13 protein-coding genes are annotated in these 17,732 nt (G+C 65.9%); 7 read left to right on the plus strand and 6 right to left on the minus strand.

Annotated elements, in window-relative coordinates:
- Positions 1 to 19 precede the first annotated feature (19 nt).
- Positions 20 to 976, minus strand: a complete 957-nt coding sequence (locus ACP2WS_RS01885; RefSeq protein ID WP_426459249.1) for a histone deacetylase family protein — start codon at positions 974 to 976, stop codon at positions 20 to 22.
- Between the two features lie 132 nt (positions 977 to 1,108).
- Between ACP2WS_RS01885 and ACP2WS_RS01890 the strand changes: the two genes are divergently transcribed.
- From ACP2WS_RS01890 to ACP2WS_RS01900, 3 genes are all read left to right on the plus strand, one after another.
- The gene (locus tag ACP2WS_RS01890; protein ID WP_374490948.1) at positions 1,109 to 2,041 is read left to right on the plus strand and encodes an AAA family ATPase; all 933 of its coding nucleotides are present in this window, start codon (positions 1,109 to 1,111) and stop codon (positions 2,039 to 2,041) included.
- A 95-nt stretch (positions 2,042 to 2,136) separates the two neighbouring features.
- A complete protein-coding gene (locus ACP2WS_RS01895; RefSeq protein ID WP_426459251.1) occupies positions 2,137 to 3,186 on the plus strand; it encodes a DUF58 domain-containing protein in 1,050 nt (349 codons plus the stop codon).
- Entirely contained in the window at positions 3,179 to 5,332 is a 2,154-nt protein-coding gene (locus ACP2WS_RS01900) for a transglutaminase TgpA family protein (RefSeq protein ID WP_426459252.1), read from the plus strand. Before ACP2WS_RS01895 ends, ACP2WS_RS01900 begins: the two co-directional genes overlap by 8 nt.
- 120 nt (positions 5,333 to 5,452) lie before the next feature.
- Here ACP2WS_RS01900 and acpA read toward each other — a convergent pair whose 3' ends face one another.
- Positions 5,453 to 7,150, minus strand: coding sequence for an acid phosphatase (gene acpA / locus ACP2WS_RS01905; RefSeq protein ID WP_426459253.1), 1,698 nt, complete (start codon positions 7,148 to 7,150; stop codon positions 5,453 to 5,455).
- 275 nt (positions 7,151 to 7,425) lie between these two features.
- Between acpA and ACP2WS_RS01910 the strand changes: the two genes are divergently transcribed.
- The 3 genes from ACP2WS_RS01910 (at position 7,426) to ACP2WS_RS01920 (ending at position 10,684) form a co-directional block, all read left to right on the plus strand.
- Positions 7,426 to 8,679, plus strand: coding sequence for a cytochrome-c peroxidase (locus tag ACP2WS_RS01910; protein WP_426459254.1), 1,254 nt, complete (start codon positions 7,426 to 7,428; stop codon positions 8,677 to 8,679).
- Positions 8,680 to 8,778: 99 nt separating this feature from the next.
- Entirely contained in the window at positions 8,779 to 9,909 is a 1,131-nt protein-coding gene (gene mltB, locus ACP2WS_RS01915) for a lytic murein transglycosylase B (protein ID WP_426459256.1), read from the plus strand.
- 190 nt (positions 9,910 to 10,099) lie between these two features.
- The gene (locus tag ACP2WS_RS01920) at positions 10,100 to 10,684 is read left to right on the plus strand and encodes a BPSL1445 family SYLF domain-containing lipoprotein (protein ID WP_374490963.1); all 585 of its coding nucleotides are present in this window, start codon (positions 10,100 to 10,102) and stop codon (positions 10,682 to 10,684) included.
- 147 nt (positions 10,685 to 10,831) lie between these two features.
- On the opposite strand, the gene ACP2WS_RS01925 is transcribed toward ACP2WS_RS01920, so the two are convergent.
- The 3 genes from ACP2WS_RS01925 to ACP2WS_RS01935 all read right to left on the minus strand — a co-directional run bounded on the left by ACP2WS_RS01925 (position 10,832) and on the right by ACP2WS_RS01935 (position 16,214).
- Entirely contained in the window at positions 10,832 to 12,124 is a 1,293-nt protein-coding gene (locus ACP2WS_RS01925; RefSeq protein ID WP_374490965.1) for an O-acetylhomoserine aminocarboxypropyltransferase/cysteine synthase family protein, read from the minus strand.
- Between the two features lie 85 nt (positions 12,125 to 12,209).
- Entirely contained in the window at positions 12,210 to 14,057 is a 1,848-nt protein-coding gene (locus ACP2WS_RS01930; protein WP_426459257.1) for an ABC transporter ATP-binding protein/permease, read from the minus strand.
- A gap of 156 nt (positions 14,058 to 14,213) precedes the next feature.
- Positions 14,214 to 16,214, minus strand: coding sequence for a lytic transglycosylase domain-containing protein (locus tag ACP2WS_RS01935; RefSeq protein WP_426459258.1), 2,001 nt, complete (start codon positions 16,212 to 16,214; stop codon positions 14,214 to 14,216).
- A gap of 133 nt (positions 16,215 to 16,347) precedes the next feature.
- On the opposite strand from ACP2WS_RS01935, the gene ACP2WS_RS01940 reads away from it, so the two are divergent.
- Complete coding sequence (locus ACP2WS_RS01940) at positions 16,348 to 16,947, plus strand: 5-formyltetrahydrofolate cyclo-ligase (protein ID WP_374491634.1); 600 nt, start codon at positions 16,348 to 16,350, stop codon at positions 16,945 to 16,947.
- A 77-nt stretch (positions 16,948 to 17,024) separates the two neighbouring features.
- Here the strand turns inward: ACP2WS_RS01940 and ACP2WS_RS01945 are convergent, their stop codons facing one another.
- Positions 17,025 to 17,693, minus strand: a complete 669-nt coding sequence (locus ACP2WS_RS01945; protein ID WP_426459259.1) for a DedA family protein — start codon at positions 17,691 to 17,693, stop codon at positions 17,025 to 17,027.
- Positions 17,694 to 17,732: the final 39 nt, after the last annotated feature.

Consider the following 17,732-nt stretch of genomic DNA (forward strand, 5'->3'; position numbering starts at 1 on the left):
ACCACGCACCCGCCGTGTGCTACAGATCGGCAAGCACGCGCACATGGGCTTCCACGCTGCGCGCCAGAGATTCGAGGTTGTAGCCGCCTTCCAGACAGCTCACGATGCGTCCCTGGCAGTGGCGCCAGGCCACTTCCTTGATGCGCTGGGTGATCCACTGGTAATCGGACTCGGTGAGACCGAGCTGCCCCATGTCGTCTTCGCGGTGGGCGTCGAAGCCCGCACTGATGAAGATCAGCTCGGGCCGGAAGGCGTCGAGCCTCGGTATCCACGCCTGTTCGACCAGCTCCCGGATGTCCATGCCCTTGGTATAGGCCGGCACCGGGATGTTGAGCAGGTTGTCCGCCTGCCGCATGGGCCAGTCCTCGGGGTAGAAGGGGTGCTGGTAGAAGCTGACCATGAGGATGCGCTCGTCGCCGGCAACGATGTCCTCGGTGCCGTTGCCATGGTGCACGTCGAAGTCGATGATGGCCACGCGCTCGAGCCGGTGCCGCTCCACGGCGTACTTGGCCGCAATGGCCACATTGTTGAAGAAGCAGAACCCCATGGCCTTGTCGCCGCACGCATGGTGGCCCGGCGGGCGGATGCAGCAGAAGGCATTTTCCAGCTCGCCGGCCAGCACGGCATCGGTGGCCTGCACGGCCGCACCGGCCGACAGCAGTGCCGCACGATAGGTGTGGCTGTTCATGGAGGTGTCGGTATCGAGCGAGAAGTGCTGTGGTTCGCCGGCGGCCACGTCGTCCTCGTGCAGCCAGTCGCTCATGCCCCGGATGGAGGCAATGTGCAGTCGACGGTGGGCGAGCTTGATCTCGGCCAGATTGGCGGGCTGGGGTTCGCGGCGATCGAGCACATCGGATACGCCCGTCATGAGCAGACGATCCTCGATGGCATCGATGCGTTCGGGACACTCGGGGTGTCCTGCGCCCATGTCGTGCAACTTGCAGTCGCGGTGAATGTAATAGCCCGTGGCCGCCATGTGTGTCTCCTGTGTCTGTGCCGCGCCCCTGCCTGCGGTGGCCTGCCGTGGAAGACCGGGCAGTGGGACTGCACCGGTCCGGCATGGCCCCTCGGGGGGGCGTCGGTCTGTTATTTTCCGGATAATCCCCTCATGTCCTTACAGCCAGCCAACACCTCGATTCTTTCCGCGCTGCTCGCGCAACTCGACCGGATCATTCTGGGCAAGCAGGAGGTGCTGCGCCACTGCATCACCTGCCTGCTCGCGGGGGGACACCTGCTGCTGGAGGATGTTCCCGGCGTGGGCAAGACGACGCTGGCACAGGCACTGTCGGCGAGTCTGGGACTGCGCTTTTCCCGCGTGCAGTTCACGGCCGACCTGATGCCCAGCGACCTGACGGGCGTCTCGGTATACGAGCGCAGCAAGGAGCAGTTCGTGTTCCATCCCGGCCCCGTGTTTTCCCAGGTGCTGCTGGCCGACGAGATCAACCGGGCGAGTCCCAAGGCCCAGAGTGCGCTGCTCGAAGCCATGGAGGAACGGCAGGTGAGCGTGGAAGGCACCACCTACCGGCTGCCTGCCCCGTTCTTTGTGATCGCCACCCAGAACCCCCTCGAACAGCAGGGCACACATCCGCTGCCTGAGTCGCAGCTCGACCGCTTTCTGATGCGGCTCAGCCTGGGCTATCCCGACCGGCAGGCCGAACATGCCCTGCTGGCCGGCTCCTCCCGGCGCGATGCGCTGCGCAATCTGCAGCCCGTGCTCGATCCGGCCGGACTGGCCCAGCTGCAGCAGGCCGTGCAGGCGGTGCACGTCTCGGACGCCCTAATCGACTATCTCCAGAACCTGCTCGATGCCACCCGCGACGGCCGCTGGTTCGAGCAGGGACTTTCTCCCCGCGCCGGACTGGCGATTCTGCAGGCAGCCAAGGCGCGCGCCCTGCTGTCCGGCCGGGACTATGTCGCACCGGACGACGTGCAGGTCATTCTGCCGCACACGGCGGCACACCGGCTGGTGCCCGTGTCCACGGCGGGCCGGGGCGCGGTGGAGCAGATCCACGCCCTGCTGCGCAGCGTGCCCCTGCAGTGAACACACCCGCCCCCGCACCATACTCCCCTGCAGATCGCCCACGGACACGCGGCCTTCTGCACCGCCGCCCCTGGATGCGATGGTTCTGGGCACGCATGCCAGCCAGCGACCAGCACCGCATGGGCCAGCGCAATCTCTACATCCTGCCCACAGGGGCAGGCTGGCTGCTGGGCGCCACCCTGCTTGCCCTGCTGGTGGGCTCCATCAACTACCAGCTCAACCTGGGATATCTGCTCACCTTTCTGGTGGCAGGGTGCGCGGTGGTGAGCGTGCCCATGTCCCACCGCACCCTGCTGGGGCTGGAGCTGCATCTGCGCGCTCCCCGACCCACCTTTGCCGGGCAGGCCGTGCCGCTGTCCATCGGGCTGCACAATCCCGACACCCGCTGGCGCCGGGGGCTGGGACTGATGCTGCTCGATGCCAAGCTGGTTCCCGTGGCTTCCTCCGAAGAAGCCGTGTGGACCGACTGTCCTCCGGCCGCACAGCATACGGTGGAGCTGGCCTGGACGGCTCCTTCCCGGGGCTGGCACTCGGTGCCCCCCATCCGCATCGAAACACGCTTTCCGCTGGGCATCTTCCGGGTGTGGAGCCTGTGGCGCCCGGCGGCCGAAGTGCTGTGCTATCCCACGCCCGAAGCCCCTGCTCCCGCCAGCCCCGCAGGCGCGCCCGGCCCCCGCGATGACGCCTCGCACGCCATGCGCTCCACCCCCTCCAGCGATGACCTGCCCGACGAAGTGCGCCCCTACCGCCGGGGGGACACCCTGCGCCAGATCGTCTGGAAGAAAGCGGCCCGCACGGGCGAACTGGTCAGCCGGCATCGCAGTGCCCCCCCACCTGCCGGTACACAATGGCTGCGCTGGAGCGATGCCGCCCCCGAGCGTGGCACCGAGCCGACGCTCGAACGGCTGTGCGCCTGGGTCCTGGCTGCGGATGCGGCGGGACTGCCTTACGGCCTGATGCTGCCTTCGCGGCACGGGGACAGCACCTGGGTCGCACCAGCCATCGGCACCGCGCATCGCATGCGCTGCCTGCAGGCCCTGGCGGAATTCGGCCTGCCTCCACACGCCGGCACCACGACAGCCGAGGCCCCATCCACCTCCAGCCCATACGGCCGTCCAGCCCCATCGGAGTCCCGCCATGGCTGACTCCCCACAAGCGGCACGTGCCACCACGGTCCCTTCACGGGGGCTTCGACGGCTGTTTTCCCTGTCTGCGGGATGGCCACGCGAAAGCCGGGACACCCTGTTCCTGCTCGGCATCACGGCCTGGATCGTGCTGCTCCAGGCTCCCCACATTCCGCTCTGGGCATCCGCCCTGGCAGGAGGGCTGCTGGCCTGGCGCGCAGCGATGACGTGGCAGCATCAGCCGCTGCCCGGCATGCCCGTGCGCGTGGCACTGCTCGTGGCCTGCGTGGGAGGCACGGCGCTGCACTTTCATACCATCGCCGGACGCGATGCCGGCAGCACGCTGATCGTGCTGCTGCTGGTGCTCAAGACCTTCGAGCTTCGCGCCCGGCGCGACGCCTTCGTGATCTTCTTTCTCGGCTTCTTTACGCTGCTGAGCCACTTCTTCTATTCGCAGTCGCTGGCCACGGCAACAGGCATTCTGATCGGCGTGATCGCGCTGCTGGCCGGGCTGGTCAACGCCCAGCTCCGGGCCGGCTACCCACCGCTGCGCCAGTCCTTCGGCATTGCCCTGCACATGGCCGCCTGGGGCACGCCGCTGATGCTGGTGCTGTTTGTGCTCTTCCCACGCTTTGCGCCATTGTGGGGCATGCCTTCCAACGACATGGCGCGCACGGGCCTGTCGGGCGACATGCGGCTGGGCAACATTGCCCGGCTGGTGGAAGATGACAGCGTGGCCTTCCGGGTGCGTTTCGAGGGAGAGCCTCCTCCACAGCCTTTTCTGTACTTCAGGGGGCCGGTGATGGAGCGCTTCGATGGCCATGAGTGGCACGCGCTGCAGGAGCCCTTCCCCTTCCGGGGCCCTCCCGCCACCACAGCGGGACTGGTGGCCGCCTCCCCCGCCTCCGTGCGCTACGAGGTACTGCTGCAGCCCCACCAGAAGCAGTGGCTGCTGCTGCTCGATGCCACCGTGGAGCCCCCCCAGCTCCCGGCCGGCTGGAGCAGCCGTCAGATGCCGGCTTACGAATGGATCACCAACCGCCCCGTCACCGACGTGCTGCGCTACCGCGCCACCAGCGCCCTGCACTACGTGGCCGGTGCCGACACCTCTGCGCAGCAGCTGCGCACAGATCTCTATTCTCCTGCCGCAGCCAATCCACGCACACGGGCACTGGCCCAGTCGCTCAGGGCCGATCTCCGACTCGCACAGGCCGGCCCCGACGCCCTGGTCGCAGCCGTGATGGAGCGGCTGCGCACGGGCGGCTACACCTACACGCTCGAACCCGGCCCCACGGGCACGGATCCGGCGGACACTTTCTGGTTCGACAGCAAGCAGGGCTTCTGCGAACACATCGCCAACGCCTTCGTGGTGCTGATGCGCGACCTGGGCATTCCCGCGCGCGTGGTCACCGGCTATCAGGGGGGCGAACGCAACCCGGTGGATGGCCTATGGACCGTCCGCCAGCGCGATGCCCATGCCTGGGCCGAGGTCTGGCTCCCCCGCCGCGGCTGGGTGCGCATCGACCCCACTTCCGCCGTGTCGCCCGGGCGCACCGGCAGTCTGGCTCGTCTGGAACCTCGCCCCGGAGCCCTGGGATCCATGGTCGAGCGGCTGGACCCGGGGTTTGCACCCCGCATCGGCCGCAGCCTGCGCAACCTGTGGGACGCAGCCAACACCCGCTGGAACAGCTGGATCATCAACTACACCCAGGACCGACAGTTCGATCTGCTGCGGCAGCTCGGCTTTGGGCAGGTGAACTGGACTACCCTGGTGCAGGTTCTGGCCGGACTGCTGATCGCCCTGGCGCTGGCAGGCAGCCTCTGGAGCCTGCTGGAGCACCGCACCACCGATCCCTGGCTGCGTCTGCTTGCCCGCGCACGCCAGCGCTTCGCCCAATGGGGGCTTCCGGCAACGCTCAACCAGCCCGCCTCGACCCCGGGGCAGCTGCGCAACTGGGTGCTGGCCACCTTTGCAGCCACTCCCGCGCGCAAGGCCTGGATCGACTGGCTCACGGCACTCGAAACCTGGCGCTACGCAGCTCGCGGCGCGTCCCCCGCCGAACTGACACTGCTGCGCAAACGCGCCCGACAGTTGCCCTCGTTGGGGCGCCCCCGCCCTGCAGCCCCGCCCGCCACGCAGAAAACCGCCCCGAAAGGCGGTCGATGAGCCCCACTTCCCAGACAGCGGGGCAGGAAGGCATGGAGAGTGGAGAGAAAGAGCCGGAAAATTCCTCCTCTTTCCCGGCTCCATCCCGCCCTGCGCCTGCACGGACGCAGGGCGCAGAACTCAGCGCAAGTTCAGGGCCTGCGTGAGATCGCCCATGGGGCGCTCCCCGTGCGCGCGCAGAGCCTCATCACGCGTGCGCAGCCCCTGCAGGGTATCGAGCCCAAAGGTGCGCGTGATGAGCCGGAGCACTGAAGCGGTGTCGTACTGGGTATGGTCCACCGTGCCCTTCTTGGCCAGAGGCGAGATGATGAGGGCCGGAATGCGGGTCCCCGGACCGATCAGATCCCCCTTGGGTGGGGCCACATGGTCCCACGAGCCGCCGAACTCGTCATAGGTCACCACGATCACCATGTCCTTCCACTGCGGGCTCTGCTGCAGGGCTCGCACCACCTCGACGATGCGGGCATCCCCATCCTGCAGATTGGCATAGCCGGGATGCTGGTTGTAGAGGCCCTCGGGCTTGTAGAACGCCACGGCAGGCAGCTGGCCGCTGCGGGCATCGCGCAGCAGGTCGGCGCCATCCTGCAGATGCTGCGCACGGTAATCGGCCCGTGAGGCCGGATCAAACGCTGCATAGTAGTTGAAAGGCTGATGGTGCGGCTGGAAATCCACTGCGGAACGGTCGGCCACGCCATGGGCATCGCCCGCATAGATCACGGTGCGCTTGTCGCCTGCGGGCTTCTGTCCGTCCTCCTGGGCTGCATCCCAGGCGCCTGCATACCACTTCCAGCTCACCTGCCTGCGGTCGAGCAGGTCGGCAATGGTGGTCGCGGTCTGCGCGGGCAGCGTGGTGGCCCGTTCTGGATCGGCCAGTCGGCTGTCTCCACCCGTGACCGGTGGATTGCCGCTGGGCTGGAAGGGAGGCTGCATGGTGTTGACGGCGTGGAACTTGCCCGCTTCCAGGTAGCCCTTGGGGGTCAGGTTGCCGCTTTTCACAAAGGCAGGCTTGCCGTCCATGGCGGAACGGGGGCTGGTGGCCTCGGTGCTCAGGCGGGGCAGAAAGTGCCCCTGGGCGTCATGGTCGAGCACGGCAATCGAGGGCTTGGCTGCCGCCGTGTCGGCCTGCGGATACTCCGGCGCACAGGCGCATACCAGATACTGGTGATTGAGGAACGATCCGCCGAAGGCCGCCGCAAAGAAGTTGTCGGCCAGCACGTATTCCCGTGCCAGCTGGTAGAGGGGCGACTTGCTGTAATCGAAATACCCCATCACCAGCCCCCCCGAATCTCCCCAGGCCACGAACTGATCGTTCGCACCGCCATGGATCTGCATCTGGTTTTCGAAGAACCGGTGGTACATGTCCCGGGTCACCGTGCGGCTGTCGAGCGTCACCCCGGCCGAGGTGCGGAATGCAGTGGCCACGTCAAAGGGGGCATTCGGCAGCCCCATGCTCTGTGCCTGGGTCACGGTCCGGTCCTGTCCGGGCATGGTCACGCCGCCCCAGGTAGGGGGAAGTGCAGACAGCACGGTGCCGTCGCGGTCCTGCTGACGCGGAAACGACTTGGGCCGCCCCTGGCGGTCGTACAGGCCATTGGCTCCCGGAAAATTTCCGTACAGATTGTCGAACGACCGGTTTTCCGCATAGATCACCACCACGTGCTTCACCTTCTCGCGCAGGGCCCGCGTGGTGGCGCTGTCCGGTGCCGCTGCCGCGGAGTCCGCTCCGGGGGCCACGGTACCGCATGCTCCCAGCATCAGGCAGGCGGCAGTCACCGCTCCCCATGCCATGGACCGGGTACCAAAAACCTTGTGTGTCATGTGCCGCATGGCGCTTGCTCCGTCGAGTGGTTCGAGATGGGGCCGGATTGTGGGGTATCGATGTGTCAAATGGGTGAACATCTGTATCCATGGGCCCCGGCCCATTTCCTGTTTTCACCAGCGTGTCAAAAGCCTGCGCTATACCGTGGTCTCGCCTTGCGGCTCCCTGCCTCTGACGCGTCTTTCCTGCCGTGCTTTTTCCATTTCCACTTCCGTTTTTCCCGCTCCCAGTCCTCTCCAGACGCGCGCTGCGCCCCCGGACCTGCCCGCCGGGCGTGTCGCTTCTCGTTCTGGTGGGGGTACTCCTTGCGCTCATAGGCACTGCCCCCGGCACGGGCAGGGCGCAGACTCCTGCCGGCTTCTACGCCACCCGCTACGACCGCACTCCCAGCGTGCGTGAACTCGGCCTGCTCGGCCAGGCCCTGTTCACGGACCGCACCCTCTCGGCCTCGGGCCGCATGGCCTGCAGCACCTGTCATGATCCCTCCCATGGCATGACACCTGCCAATGCCCTTGCAGTCCAGCCGGGCGGCCTCCGTCTCGCAGACTGGGGCACACGGGCAGTGCCCACACTGAAATACCTGCAGAGCACCCCTGCCTTCTCTGCGCATGCCACGGAATCGGACGGCAACGACAGCGAGGACCAGGGCCCGGCTGGCGGCTATGGCTGGGATGGCCGCTTTGCCCACCCGCACGACCAGGTCGTCGCCCCCCTGCTCTCACCCCTGGAAATGGCCAACCGCAGCGTGCCAGAAGTCCTCGCCCGCCTGCGACGCTCACCCCATGCCGCGCGCATGCAGGCCACGTTCGGCCCCGCCGTGCTCCAGCCTGACCACGCCCTGCAGGCATGGAACGGCATGCGCCTCGCACTGGAGGTGTACCAGCAGGACCCCGCCACCTTTGCCCCCTACACCAGCAAGTACGACGCCTTTCTGCGCGGACAGGTCGCACTGGCACCGGCCGAACGCCGGGGCCTCGCCCTGTTCAACGCCCCCGATCGCGGCAACTGCGCCCGCTGCCACGTCGACAGCATCCGCGCCGGGGGCTTTCCTGCCTTTACCGACTTCGGCTTCGTCGCGCTCGGCGTACCGCGCAACCCGGACATTCCGGCCAACCGCGATCCGGCACATGTCGACCTTGGCCTCTGTGGCCCGGAGCGCACCGACCTGGCCGGCAACGCCTCTGCCTGCGGTCTCTTCAAGACCCCCACCCTGCGCAACGTGGCCCTCAAGCGCCGCTACTTCCACAACGGCCTCATGTCCCGCCTGGAGGACGTCGTGCGCTTCTACGCCCAGCGCGACACCCACCCGGAACGCTACTACCCCCGCAATGCCCAGGGGCAGGTGCAGCTCTACAACGACCTGCCCACGCGCTACCACGCCAACATCGACCAGCAGCCCCCCTTCGGACGCCATCCGGGCCAACCCGACGCCCTCACCGCCAGCGAAATCCGCGATGTGGTCGCCTTCCTGCACACGCTTACCGACGGTTACGTTCCTGTTGCACATCGGGCGCCTGGGCATCCGTAGCCCCCTGACGCTCCTGGAGGCAGCCGTTACACTGTGACGCATCGTTTCATTCCGGCAGGACTTTCCCTGCCGGTGCCACCGCTTGCTGCCCCTTCTGCCATGTCTGCTTCGCTGCCCCATTCTCCCGACCATCCCGACCGCACCCGTCTGCGCCTGCTGGGTGCCCTGGCCACAGGTGCCGGACTGGGTCTGGCCGGCTGTGCCACTTCCCAGAAACCCGTCCAGCCCCCCTATGTGCCCCCGCAGCGCACCCCTCATGACCTGGGTCTGCGCGGCAGCTACGGCCAGCGCGAGGACGTGATGCAGCAAGTGCCCGGCATGGCCCGCCAGCTCGGACTGCCGGAAGAATACGTGCGCGTGGCCGTCGGCAACGCCGACTTCATTCCCAGCGTCCAGCGCCTCATCCTCCCGGCCGGCCGTGGCGTGCGCCGCAACTGGCGGGTGTACCGCAGCCGCTTCGTCGAGCCCATCCGCATCCGCGCCGGCGTGGCGTTCTGGCAGCAGAATGCCGACACCCTGCGCCAGGCCGAAAGCCGCTACGGCGTCCCCGCCAAGTACGTGGTGGGCATCCTGGGCGTCGAGACCATCTTCGGGCGCAACATGGGCAACATCCGCGTCATCGATGCCCTCTCCACCCTGAGCTTCGACTTTCCGCCTTCCCATCCGCGTGCAGCCGAGCGCCATGCCTTCTTCCGCAACGAGCTCGAACAGTACCTGCGGCTCACCTGGAAGAACCACGACGACCCCCTCGAACTGCGCGGCAGCTATGCCGGAGCCATGGGCATGCCCCAGTTCATGCCATCAAGCTGGGCGAAGTACGCCGTCGACTTCGACCATCGTGGGCACATCGACCTCTTCCACAGCCCTGCCGATGCCATCGGCTCGGTCGCGCACTACTTCCAGCAATATGGCTGGGTGAACGGCATGCCACCGGAATTCGAAGTCACTTTCGAGCCGCAGGGCCTGCACCTCGACACCCTGCTCGCCCCGGACATCGTGCCCTCCTTCACCCCTGCCGCCATGGCGGCACTCGGCGCCACTCCCCGCGACGTACCCGCCGATTTCCACGGCCAGCTGGCACTGATCGAGCTGGAGAACGGCTCTGATGCGCCAAGCTACTACGCCGGCACCCAGAACTTCTACGTCATTACCCGCTACAACAACAGCAGCTACTACGCCCAGTCCGTCATCGATCTGGGCAATGCGGTCGACAAAGCCATGCGGGGCTGAGTCCCTCACCCCGTCACACGCACCGTTCCGCCCGACACCGGTGCTTACGCAAGTTCTCGGAGCGGGACACACGGTTTGCACTTGCTTACGCATGCAGGGCCAGAGACTGCTAAGGTAGTTCCCGGTTCCTGCAACATCCGCTGCACAGCGGATGCTCCAGGCGTCCCATCCCTACAAGAAGGAGCATTCCATGCGTCAGATTTCCGTTCGCACCCTGGGCATCACGGCCCTGATCGCCGCCACGGGCCTCGCCATGAGCGCCTGCACCACCACCGGCCCCAACGCACAGGCCAGCGCTCCCAGCGCACGTGCCTCCATCGATTCGCAGGTCGATGCCACGCTCTCCAAGCTCTACCACCAGGTGCCCGGCTCCCATGAGCTGGTGGCGCGTGCCAAGGGGGTGCTGGTATTCCCGTCCGTGGTCGGCGGCTCGCTGATCGTGGGTGCAGAACACGGCAAGGGGGCCCTGCGCGTGGACGGAGCCACCGCTGGCTACTACAGCCTGACGGGCGCATCCATCGGGCTGCAGGCAGGTGCACAGTCGCAGGCCGTGGTGTATGTGTTCCTCACGCAGGACGCCCTGGACAAGTTCCGCGCCAGCAACGGCTGGACCGCCGGAGTCGATGCCAATGTGGCCGTGGCCACGCTGGGCGCGAATGGCTCTCTGGACACCCAGACGCTCGAAAAGCCGGTCATCAGCTTCGTGCTCAACAATGTGGGTCTGGCCGCTGGTGCTTCGGTGCAGGGTGCCAAGATCACCCGCACGGCGCCCTGATCGACGCCCTGCACACTCCCGCTCGGCATCTTCCCGGCCTCCATCCGGGAAGACTGCATGCACAAAGGGGAACCCACTCGGGTTCCCCTTTGCGTTGTGCGACATGTGCGGAAACGAGGTGCTCCCGCACATCTCCCGACTGAACGGTCAGGCCTGTGCCAGCGCCTGATCGAGATCGGCCATCAGATCGTCGCGGTGCTCGATGCCCACCGACAGACGGATCATGTCCTCGGTCACCCCTGCCTTGGCCAGCTCCTCGGGAGAGAGCTGGCGATGGGTGGTACTGGCCGGATGGGTGGCCAGCGTCTTGGCATCCCCGATGTTGACCAGGCGCAGAATGAGCTGCAGCGCATCCTGGAAGCGCGCGCCCGCCTCGCGACCGCCCTTGACGCCGAAGTTGAGCAGGCCGGACGCCTTGCCCCCCATGTATTTCTGCACCAGTCCGTAGTCGGCATGGTCAGGCAGACCGGGGTAGTTGACCCAGCTCACCTTGGGATGCTGCTGCAGGAAGCGGGCGATGTCGACCGCGTTCTCGCAGATGCGATCCATGCGCAGCGCCAGCGTTTCGAGCCCCTGCAGAATCAGGAAGGCATTGAACGGGCTGAGGGCTGCTCCCATGTTGCGCAGCGGTACCGTGCGGGCCCGCCCGATGAAGGCAGCCGGGCCCAGCGCTTCGGTATAGACCACGCCGTGGTAGCTCACTTCAGGCTCGTTGAGACGGCGGAAGCGAGTCTTGTGCTCTGCCCACGGGAAGCGGCCACTGTCCACGATGATGCCCCCCAGCGTGGTGCCATGCCCCCCGATGTACTTGGTGAGCGAATGCACCACGATGTCGGCCCCATGCTCGAACGGCCGGCACAGGTACGGGCTGGGCACCGTGTTGTCGACGATGAGAGGTACCCCATGGGCATGCGCAATCGCCGAGAGGCGCTCGAAGTCCGTCACGTTGCCCAGCGGGTTGCCTACCGATTCACAGTAGATGGCCTTGGTGCGATCGTCGATCAGCGCCGCAAAGCTGTCGGGATCACGATAGTCGGCGAACCGGGTCGTGATGCCGTATTGTGGGAAGGTGTGCCCGAACAGGTTGTAGGTTCCACCATAGAGCGTGCTCGCCGAGACGATGTTGTCGCCCGCTTCGGCCAGGGTCAGCACGGCTCCCGTGATGGCTGCCAGCCCCGAAGCCATGGCCAGTGCCCCAATGCCGCCCTCCAGTGCTGCCACCCGCTTTTCCAGCACTTCCTGGGTCGGATTCATGATCCGCGTGTAGATGTTGCCCGGCACCTTGAGATCGAACAGATCCGCACCATGCTGCGTGTTGTCGAAGGTGTAGGACGTGGTCTGGTAGATCGGCACGGCAGCCGAGCGGGTGGTAGGGTCCGACGAGTAGCCGGCGTGCAGCGCAAGGGTTTCGGGCTTGTATTGCGTAGGGTCGATAGCCATGAAGAAGTGCTCCGAAATTGAAATCGGCGTCTAGTGTCGCACACCTGTTCCACAACGGATCACCCGCCACGCACTCTTCAGGTGCTCACTCCTCGGGACAAGGAGCTCCATCCGCCTGCGGCTCGATGGTCCAGAACACATGTTCGGCGGGCCCCTGCGGCTCTGCTGCCGCACGCATGCACCAGCACGCGGCATGGAATTCCGCCACACGGTGCCGGTGCGCCACCGACAGCATGCCCCCCTGGCGACTCTGCACCATGTCCACCAGCAGGCGATAGACACGCGTCTCGGTGGCTGCATCGAGCGCGCTGGTGGCTTCATCGGCAAAGATCCAGCGCGGCTGCTTGAGAAGCGCACGGGCAATGGCCACGCGCTGCTGCTCGCCGCCCGACAGCTTCTGGCTCCAGTTGTCCTCTGCGTCGAGCGAGACGGCCAGATGCCCCAGGCGCACCTGGTCCAGCACAGCCCGCATGTCGGCATCGGCATAGTGCCCCACTTCTTCCGGATAGGCCAGCGCCGCCCGCAGCGTCCCCACCGGCAGATAGGGCCGCTGGGGCAGGAACATGCTGTCCACCGGCAGGGTCACCTGTCCGTGCGCATGCGGCCAGATGCCGGCCAGGGCACGCAGGAAGGTGGATTTGCCGCTGCCCGATGGCCCCTGCAACAGCACCGTCTCCCCAGGTTTCATCTGCAGGGCTTGGGCGCCGAGCTGCGGTGTACCGTCAGGCAGGCAGCAGGTCAGTCCCTCGACGTGCAGGGTATCGCCCTGCACGTCGTATTGGCTCGGCGGCAGCGCTCGCTCCGTGACCGCTTCGCTGGCTGCGACTTCTGCTGGTGCAATGCCCCGGTCGAAGCTCGTCAGACGCTCCGTGGTGGCACGCCAGCCTGCGAGGGCCGGATAGCTGTCGATGAACCAGCTCAGCGCATCCTGCACCTTGCCGAAGGCATTGGCGATCTGCATCACGTCCCCGAGCTTGATGCTGCCCCTCAGATAGCGGGGCACCGACACCAGGAACGGAAAGATGATCGCCGCCTGCTGGAAAAAGGACGTGAACCACACCAGACGCTTCTGGGCCTTGATGAGCTGCAGATAGTTGGCCAGCACCCGGGAGAATCTGCCGTCGAGCTGCTGGCTGGAGGCCGCCTCCCCCCGATCGAAGGCAATTGCTTCGCTGTACTCGCGCACCCGTACCAGACTGTAGCGAAAGTCGGCCTCGCGCCGCTGCTGCCAGAAGTTGAGCCGGATCAGTGCGCGCCCGATATAGTGGGCAATCACGCTGCCCACGGCACAGTACCCGAAAGCCACCCAGACCATGTACCCGGGCACGGTGTGGGCACTGCCCCAGAGCGAGAAACTGATGCTGCCCGAGACGTTCCACAGAATGGTGATGAAGGACACCAGCGTCACCACGGAATTGAGCAGCCCCATGCTGATGCCGAGCGCGCTCCCGGTGAAGCCTCCGATGTCTTCCTGAATCCGCTGATCCGGGTTGTCCGAAAGCATGGCACCACTGCCCTGCGCCAGCTCCAGATGGTAGTAACGGCAGCCCGACAGCCACCGTGCCATGTAGGTCCTGGTCATCCACGCGCGCCAGCGCAGATCGAGCAGCTGGGTGACGTAGAACTTGTAGACCGCAATCACGATCGCAATGGCCGCCAGCCAACTGAAACGCACCATCTGCTGCCAGAAGAGCGAGGCGTTCTTGTCCTGCAGCGCACTGTAGAACACGTTGTACCACTCGTTGAAGAGCACGCTCATGTACACCGAGCCCAGGTTGAGCGCCACGATCAGCGCGAGCATGAGCCGTGCCTTCCAGCGGTCTTCGGACTGCTGAAAGTAGGGCCGCGCCAGATGCCAGGCATCCCGCAGAAAGTTGCGCCACGTGCGGTCCGGGCCGCTCCAGGGATCGGGAAGGGAGTGCGTAGAGGTCATGAGAATCGGTATCGGATCGCTAAAACGGCTGCCTCAGATCGGTCTGCGGTGTGCTGTGCATGCGGCCGGCCGGCCCTTCCATCTCTCTTGTGACGGGGTCCGGGCAGGCCTACCATCGCTGCGACCACAAGATGCGCTGCATCGTGAGAACGAACCTCAGTCCGAGGCCGCGCCCTCGCGGATCGGGGGATTGTTCCATACCTGCAGCAGCGGCCCCACCTGCCCCAGCCGTGCCAGCAACGACTGAGGCTGTCCGCCGAGCACCACTGCGTAGTTGGTGGTGTTGGCCAGCACCTTCTGCACGTAGTCGCGTGTCTCTCCAAATGGAATGTTCTCTGCCCAGATGGCCCCTTCGAGCACCGGGCCGTTGCGCCAGGCCTTGGGTCGATTGGGCCCTGCATTGTAGGCAGCCACGGCCAGGGGCAACGATCCTCCAAAGTCATCGAGCAGCAGCTTGAGATAGCCCGTGCCGATGCGCAGATTGGTGTCGAGATCATGCAGGCTGCCGTCATACGGAATTCCCAGCTTGCGCGCCGTCCAGCGCGCCGTGGCGGGCATCACCTGCATCAGCCCTGCCGCACCCACCCCGGAACGGGCCGAGGTGGTGAACCGACTTTCTTGCCGGATCACGGCATACACATAGGCCGGATCCACCCCGGTTTCCTGGCTGTGCGTCACGATGCTGTCCCGGAACGGCAGCGGATAGCGCTGGCGCATGTCCACCACGGAACGGGTGCGCTCGCTCGTGTTGATGCAGCGATCCCACCATTGGCGGGCACAGGCCAGGTCGGCTGCGGCAAGCAGCTCGCGGTCCCGCATCCCGCCAGGAGTATGGAGATTGGTGGTGTAGTTCCATTCGCGGGTCGCCTCGCTGCGCAGCCCTAGATCCATGGCACGCAACGCACGCACCAGCCCTGGGTTGGCCTGTGCGGCCTGACGCTCCGCTGCAGTGAGGGGAGCGGGTGCAGGCGTGGGCATGCCGATGCGCTGCCCCAGTGCCTCCTGTGCCAGCATGGCGTAGAAGCCCTGATTGCCCGCAATGCGCAGATACAGCGTGGCCGCTTCGATGTCCGGCTTGCGTCCCAGATGGAACCGCCCCTGCAGCGCCCGGGCCTTCCAGTAGGTCCAGACAGGCTCCTGCTGCATGGCTGCCGGCATGGCTTCGATGGCCTGACGCACCTGCGGCCAGTACCCCATGCGCAGCGCCGCACGCGCCATCCAGGCCAGCTGATCGGGCGAAAGCACAGAGAGATCGCGAACCTGGCTGTAGTGGTTGATGGCATCGGGCTCCAGGTTGAGTGCCGACTGCCGACCGATGTCAGCCCAGACCCAGTCGCGTGAGGCTGCATCAAGCCGCGAAGCCCAGCCCATCTGCATCAGCCCTGCTGCCTGTCCCGGATTGCCAGCCGCCACGCGGGTGAGCGCCAGCACGGCCATTTCGGGTGCTGGGGGCATGCTGCCGGCCGCAGCCAGATAGCCAGCAGGATCGCTCCACAGGCCCGACAGCCCTTCTGCCGCTGCGGAGTCCACCACAGCCACGGCCGCCTTGGCCGCCGCCTGTCGATTGCCGGCCGCCGCCAGCCACGCCTTGCGCCACACGTCGCGCGCAGCAATGCGATGCTGTGCGAGCAGGGTGCGCGCCGCCAGGGGGCAGGCGTCACCTGCGTCCTTCTGGGGATACCAGTTGGCCCGCAACACCTCTGCAGGATCGGCACTGCGCTCTACCCCTGCCACCAGCGCATAGCAAGCCACCTCCCGGTCGTCGCGCATCCGATAGGCGGCATAGTCCCGTGCAAAGGTCTGGAAATCGCGCTGCCGACCAAGCTGCAGCAGCCAATCGTTGCGCAGGCGGTCTTCCTGATAGGTCCCGGCATAGCGCCGGAGAAAACCCTCGACTTCCTGTGGTGTTGCCGTGGAAAGCCGGCCTCCCAGCTCCCAGTAGGCAGCCCAGGGTTCCAGTACGCTGCCCTGCGCACGGGGCAGCAAGGCAGTCAGCGTGGTAGTGTCGTGGCGTCTGTAGGCCGTGGCCATGCGAAGCACGGCATCATCGGCCCCGGACGAGGCATTCTGGCCTGTCGCTTCACTGGCTGCGATGCGGGCTGGCAGACCGGATGCGCCACCGACCACCTCCCTCACACCTCCATCGGACACATCCATATTCTCGTCTTCACGCTGTGCGGATGCGACCTGACAGGCCAGCGACGCGGCCAGACATGTCACAATGAGACGAAAAGCACGGCCACGCGCGCATGCGGCCCGGGAAGCTCTTTTGTTTTCCATGGAACCGATTATGGAGAAAAAATCCAACAAACAAGCCCTGCGGGAACGCCTCATCGCCGAACGGTTACATCTTGCCGATCGGCTGGAACGATCCGAGGAACTCCAGCGCGTCATGCGCTTCTGGCTCATGAGTCGCCCTGACACCGTCATCGGCGCCTATTGGCCGATCAAGGGAGAATTTGACCCTCTGCCTGCACTGCATCGCTGGAAAGAGGACGGCGAGCTGCTCGAAAATCCCCAGCTGCGCCGCATCGGCCTGCCCGTCATCGACCGGGAGACCCGTACCCTGAGCTTCCATGCCTGGTATCCCGGCTGCCCCATGGAAGAAGACGCCTACGGCATTCCCAAGCCCAAGGACACCGAGCTCGTGGTGCCGACCCTGCTGTTCGTGCCGTGCGTGGGCTACGGGCCGGGAGGGTATCGGCTGGGATACGGCGGAGGCTTCTATGACCGCACCCTGGCCTCCCTGGAACCCCATCCGTACACCGCCGGGCTGGGATTCACGCAGGGCTACGTCGACGATCTCGTGCCCGAACCGCATGACATTCCCCTGGATGCCATCCTCAATGAAAACGGGGCCATCTGGCCCCTTGGAGACGACGGCTACTGAGCCGGCTCTGCTCTGGTCACCTGAAGCGCGGCCACTCAGGCGACTGAAGAGCCTTCAGGACTGGGCCGCCCCGGGAATCAATGGCTGCGGGGGCGGGGTGCTGCCCCGTCCGAAGTCCGTCCTGCCTTCCAGGCACCATAGAGCGCAATTCCCCCCGGCACCAGGATCAGACTCCAGATGATGATTTCCAGGTTTCCCTTGACCCAGGGAATGTTGCCGAAGAGATAACCGGCAGCCGTCACACCGCATACCCACAGCACACCCCCCGCCATGTTGAACAGCGTGAATCGGCTGCGGTGCATGGCGGCCACGCCAGCCACAAACGGCACGAAAGTTCGAATGAACGGCATGAAACGCGCCAGCACCACCGTGATTCCGCCATAGCGCTCATAGAACGCATGGGCCTTGTCAAAGGCCTTGCGGTTGAACAGCCGCGAATCCTCCCACTGGAACACACGCGGCCCTACGCGGCGCCCGATGCTGAAATTGACCTGATCGCCCAGAATCGCTGCCGCCATCAGCACCAGCACCGCGTAGCCCACATGCAGGCTTCCCGTGGCGCCGAGTGCCCCCACGATGAACAGCAACGAATCCCCGGGCAAAAAAGGCATCACCACCAGCCCCGTCTCGACGAACACGACCAGAAAGAGCAGCGCATACACCCACGGCCCATACGCCTGCACAAAGGTCAGGATGTGCTTGTCGATATGCAGAATAAAGTCGATCAGGAAGCTGATGATTTCCATGGAGATGTCGCCGGAAGGCCAGATGCAGGAAAGCCTTGC

This window comes from Brachymonas moutaii (nom. illeg.) (genome assembly GCF_049977365.1).
In the GTDB taxonomy this organism is placed as follows: Bacteria; Pseudomonadota; Gammaproteobacteria; order Burkholderiales; family Burkholderiaceae_C; genus Brachymonas.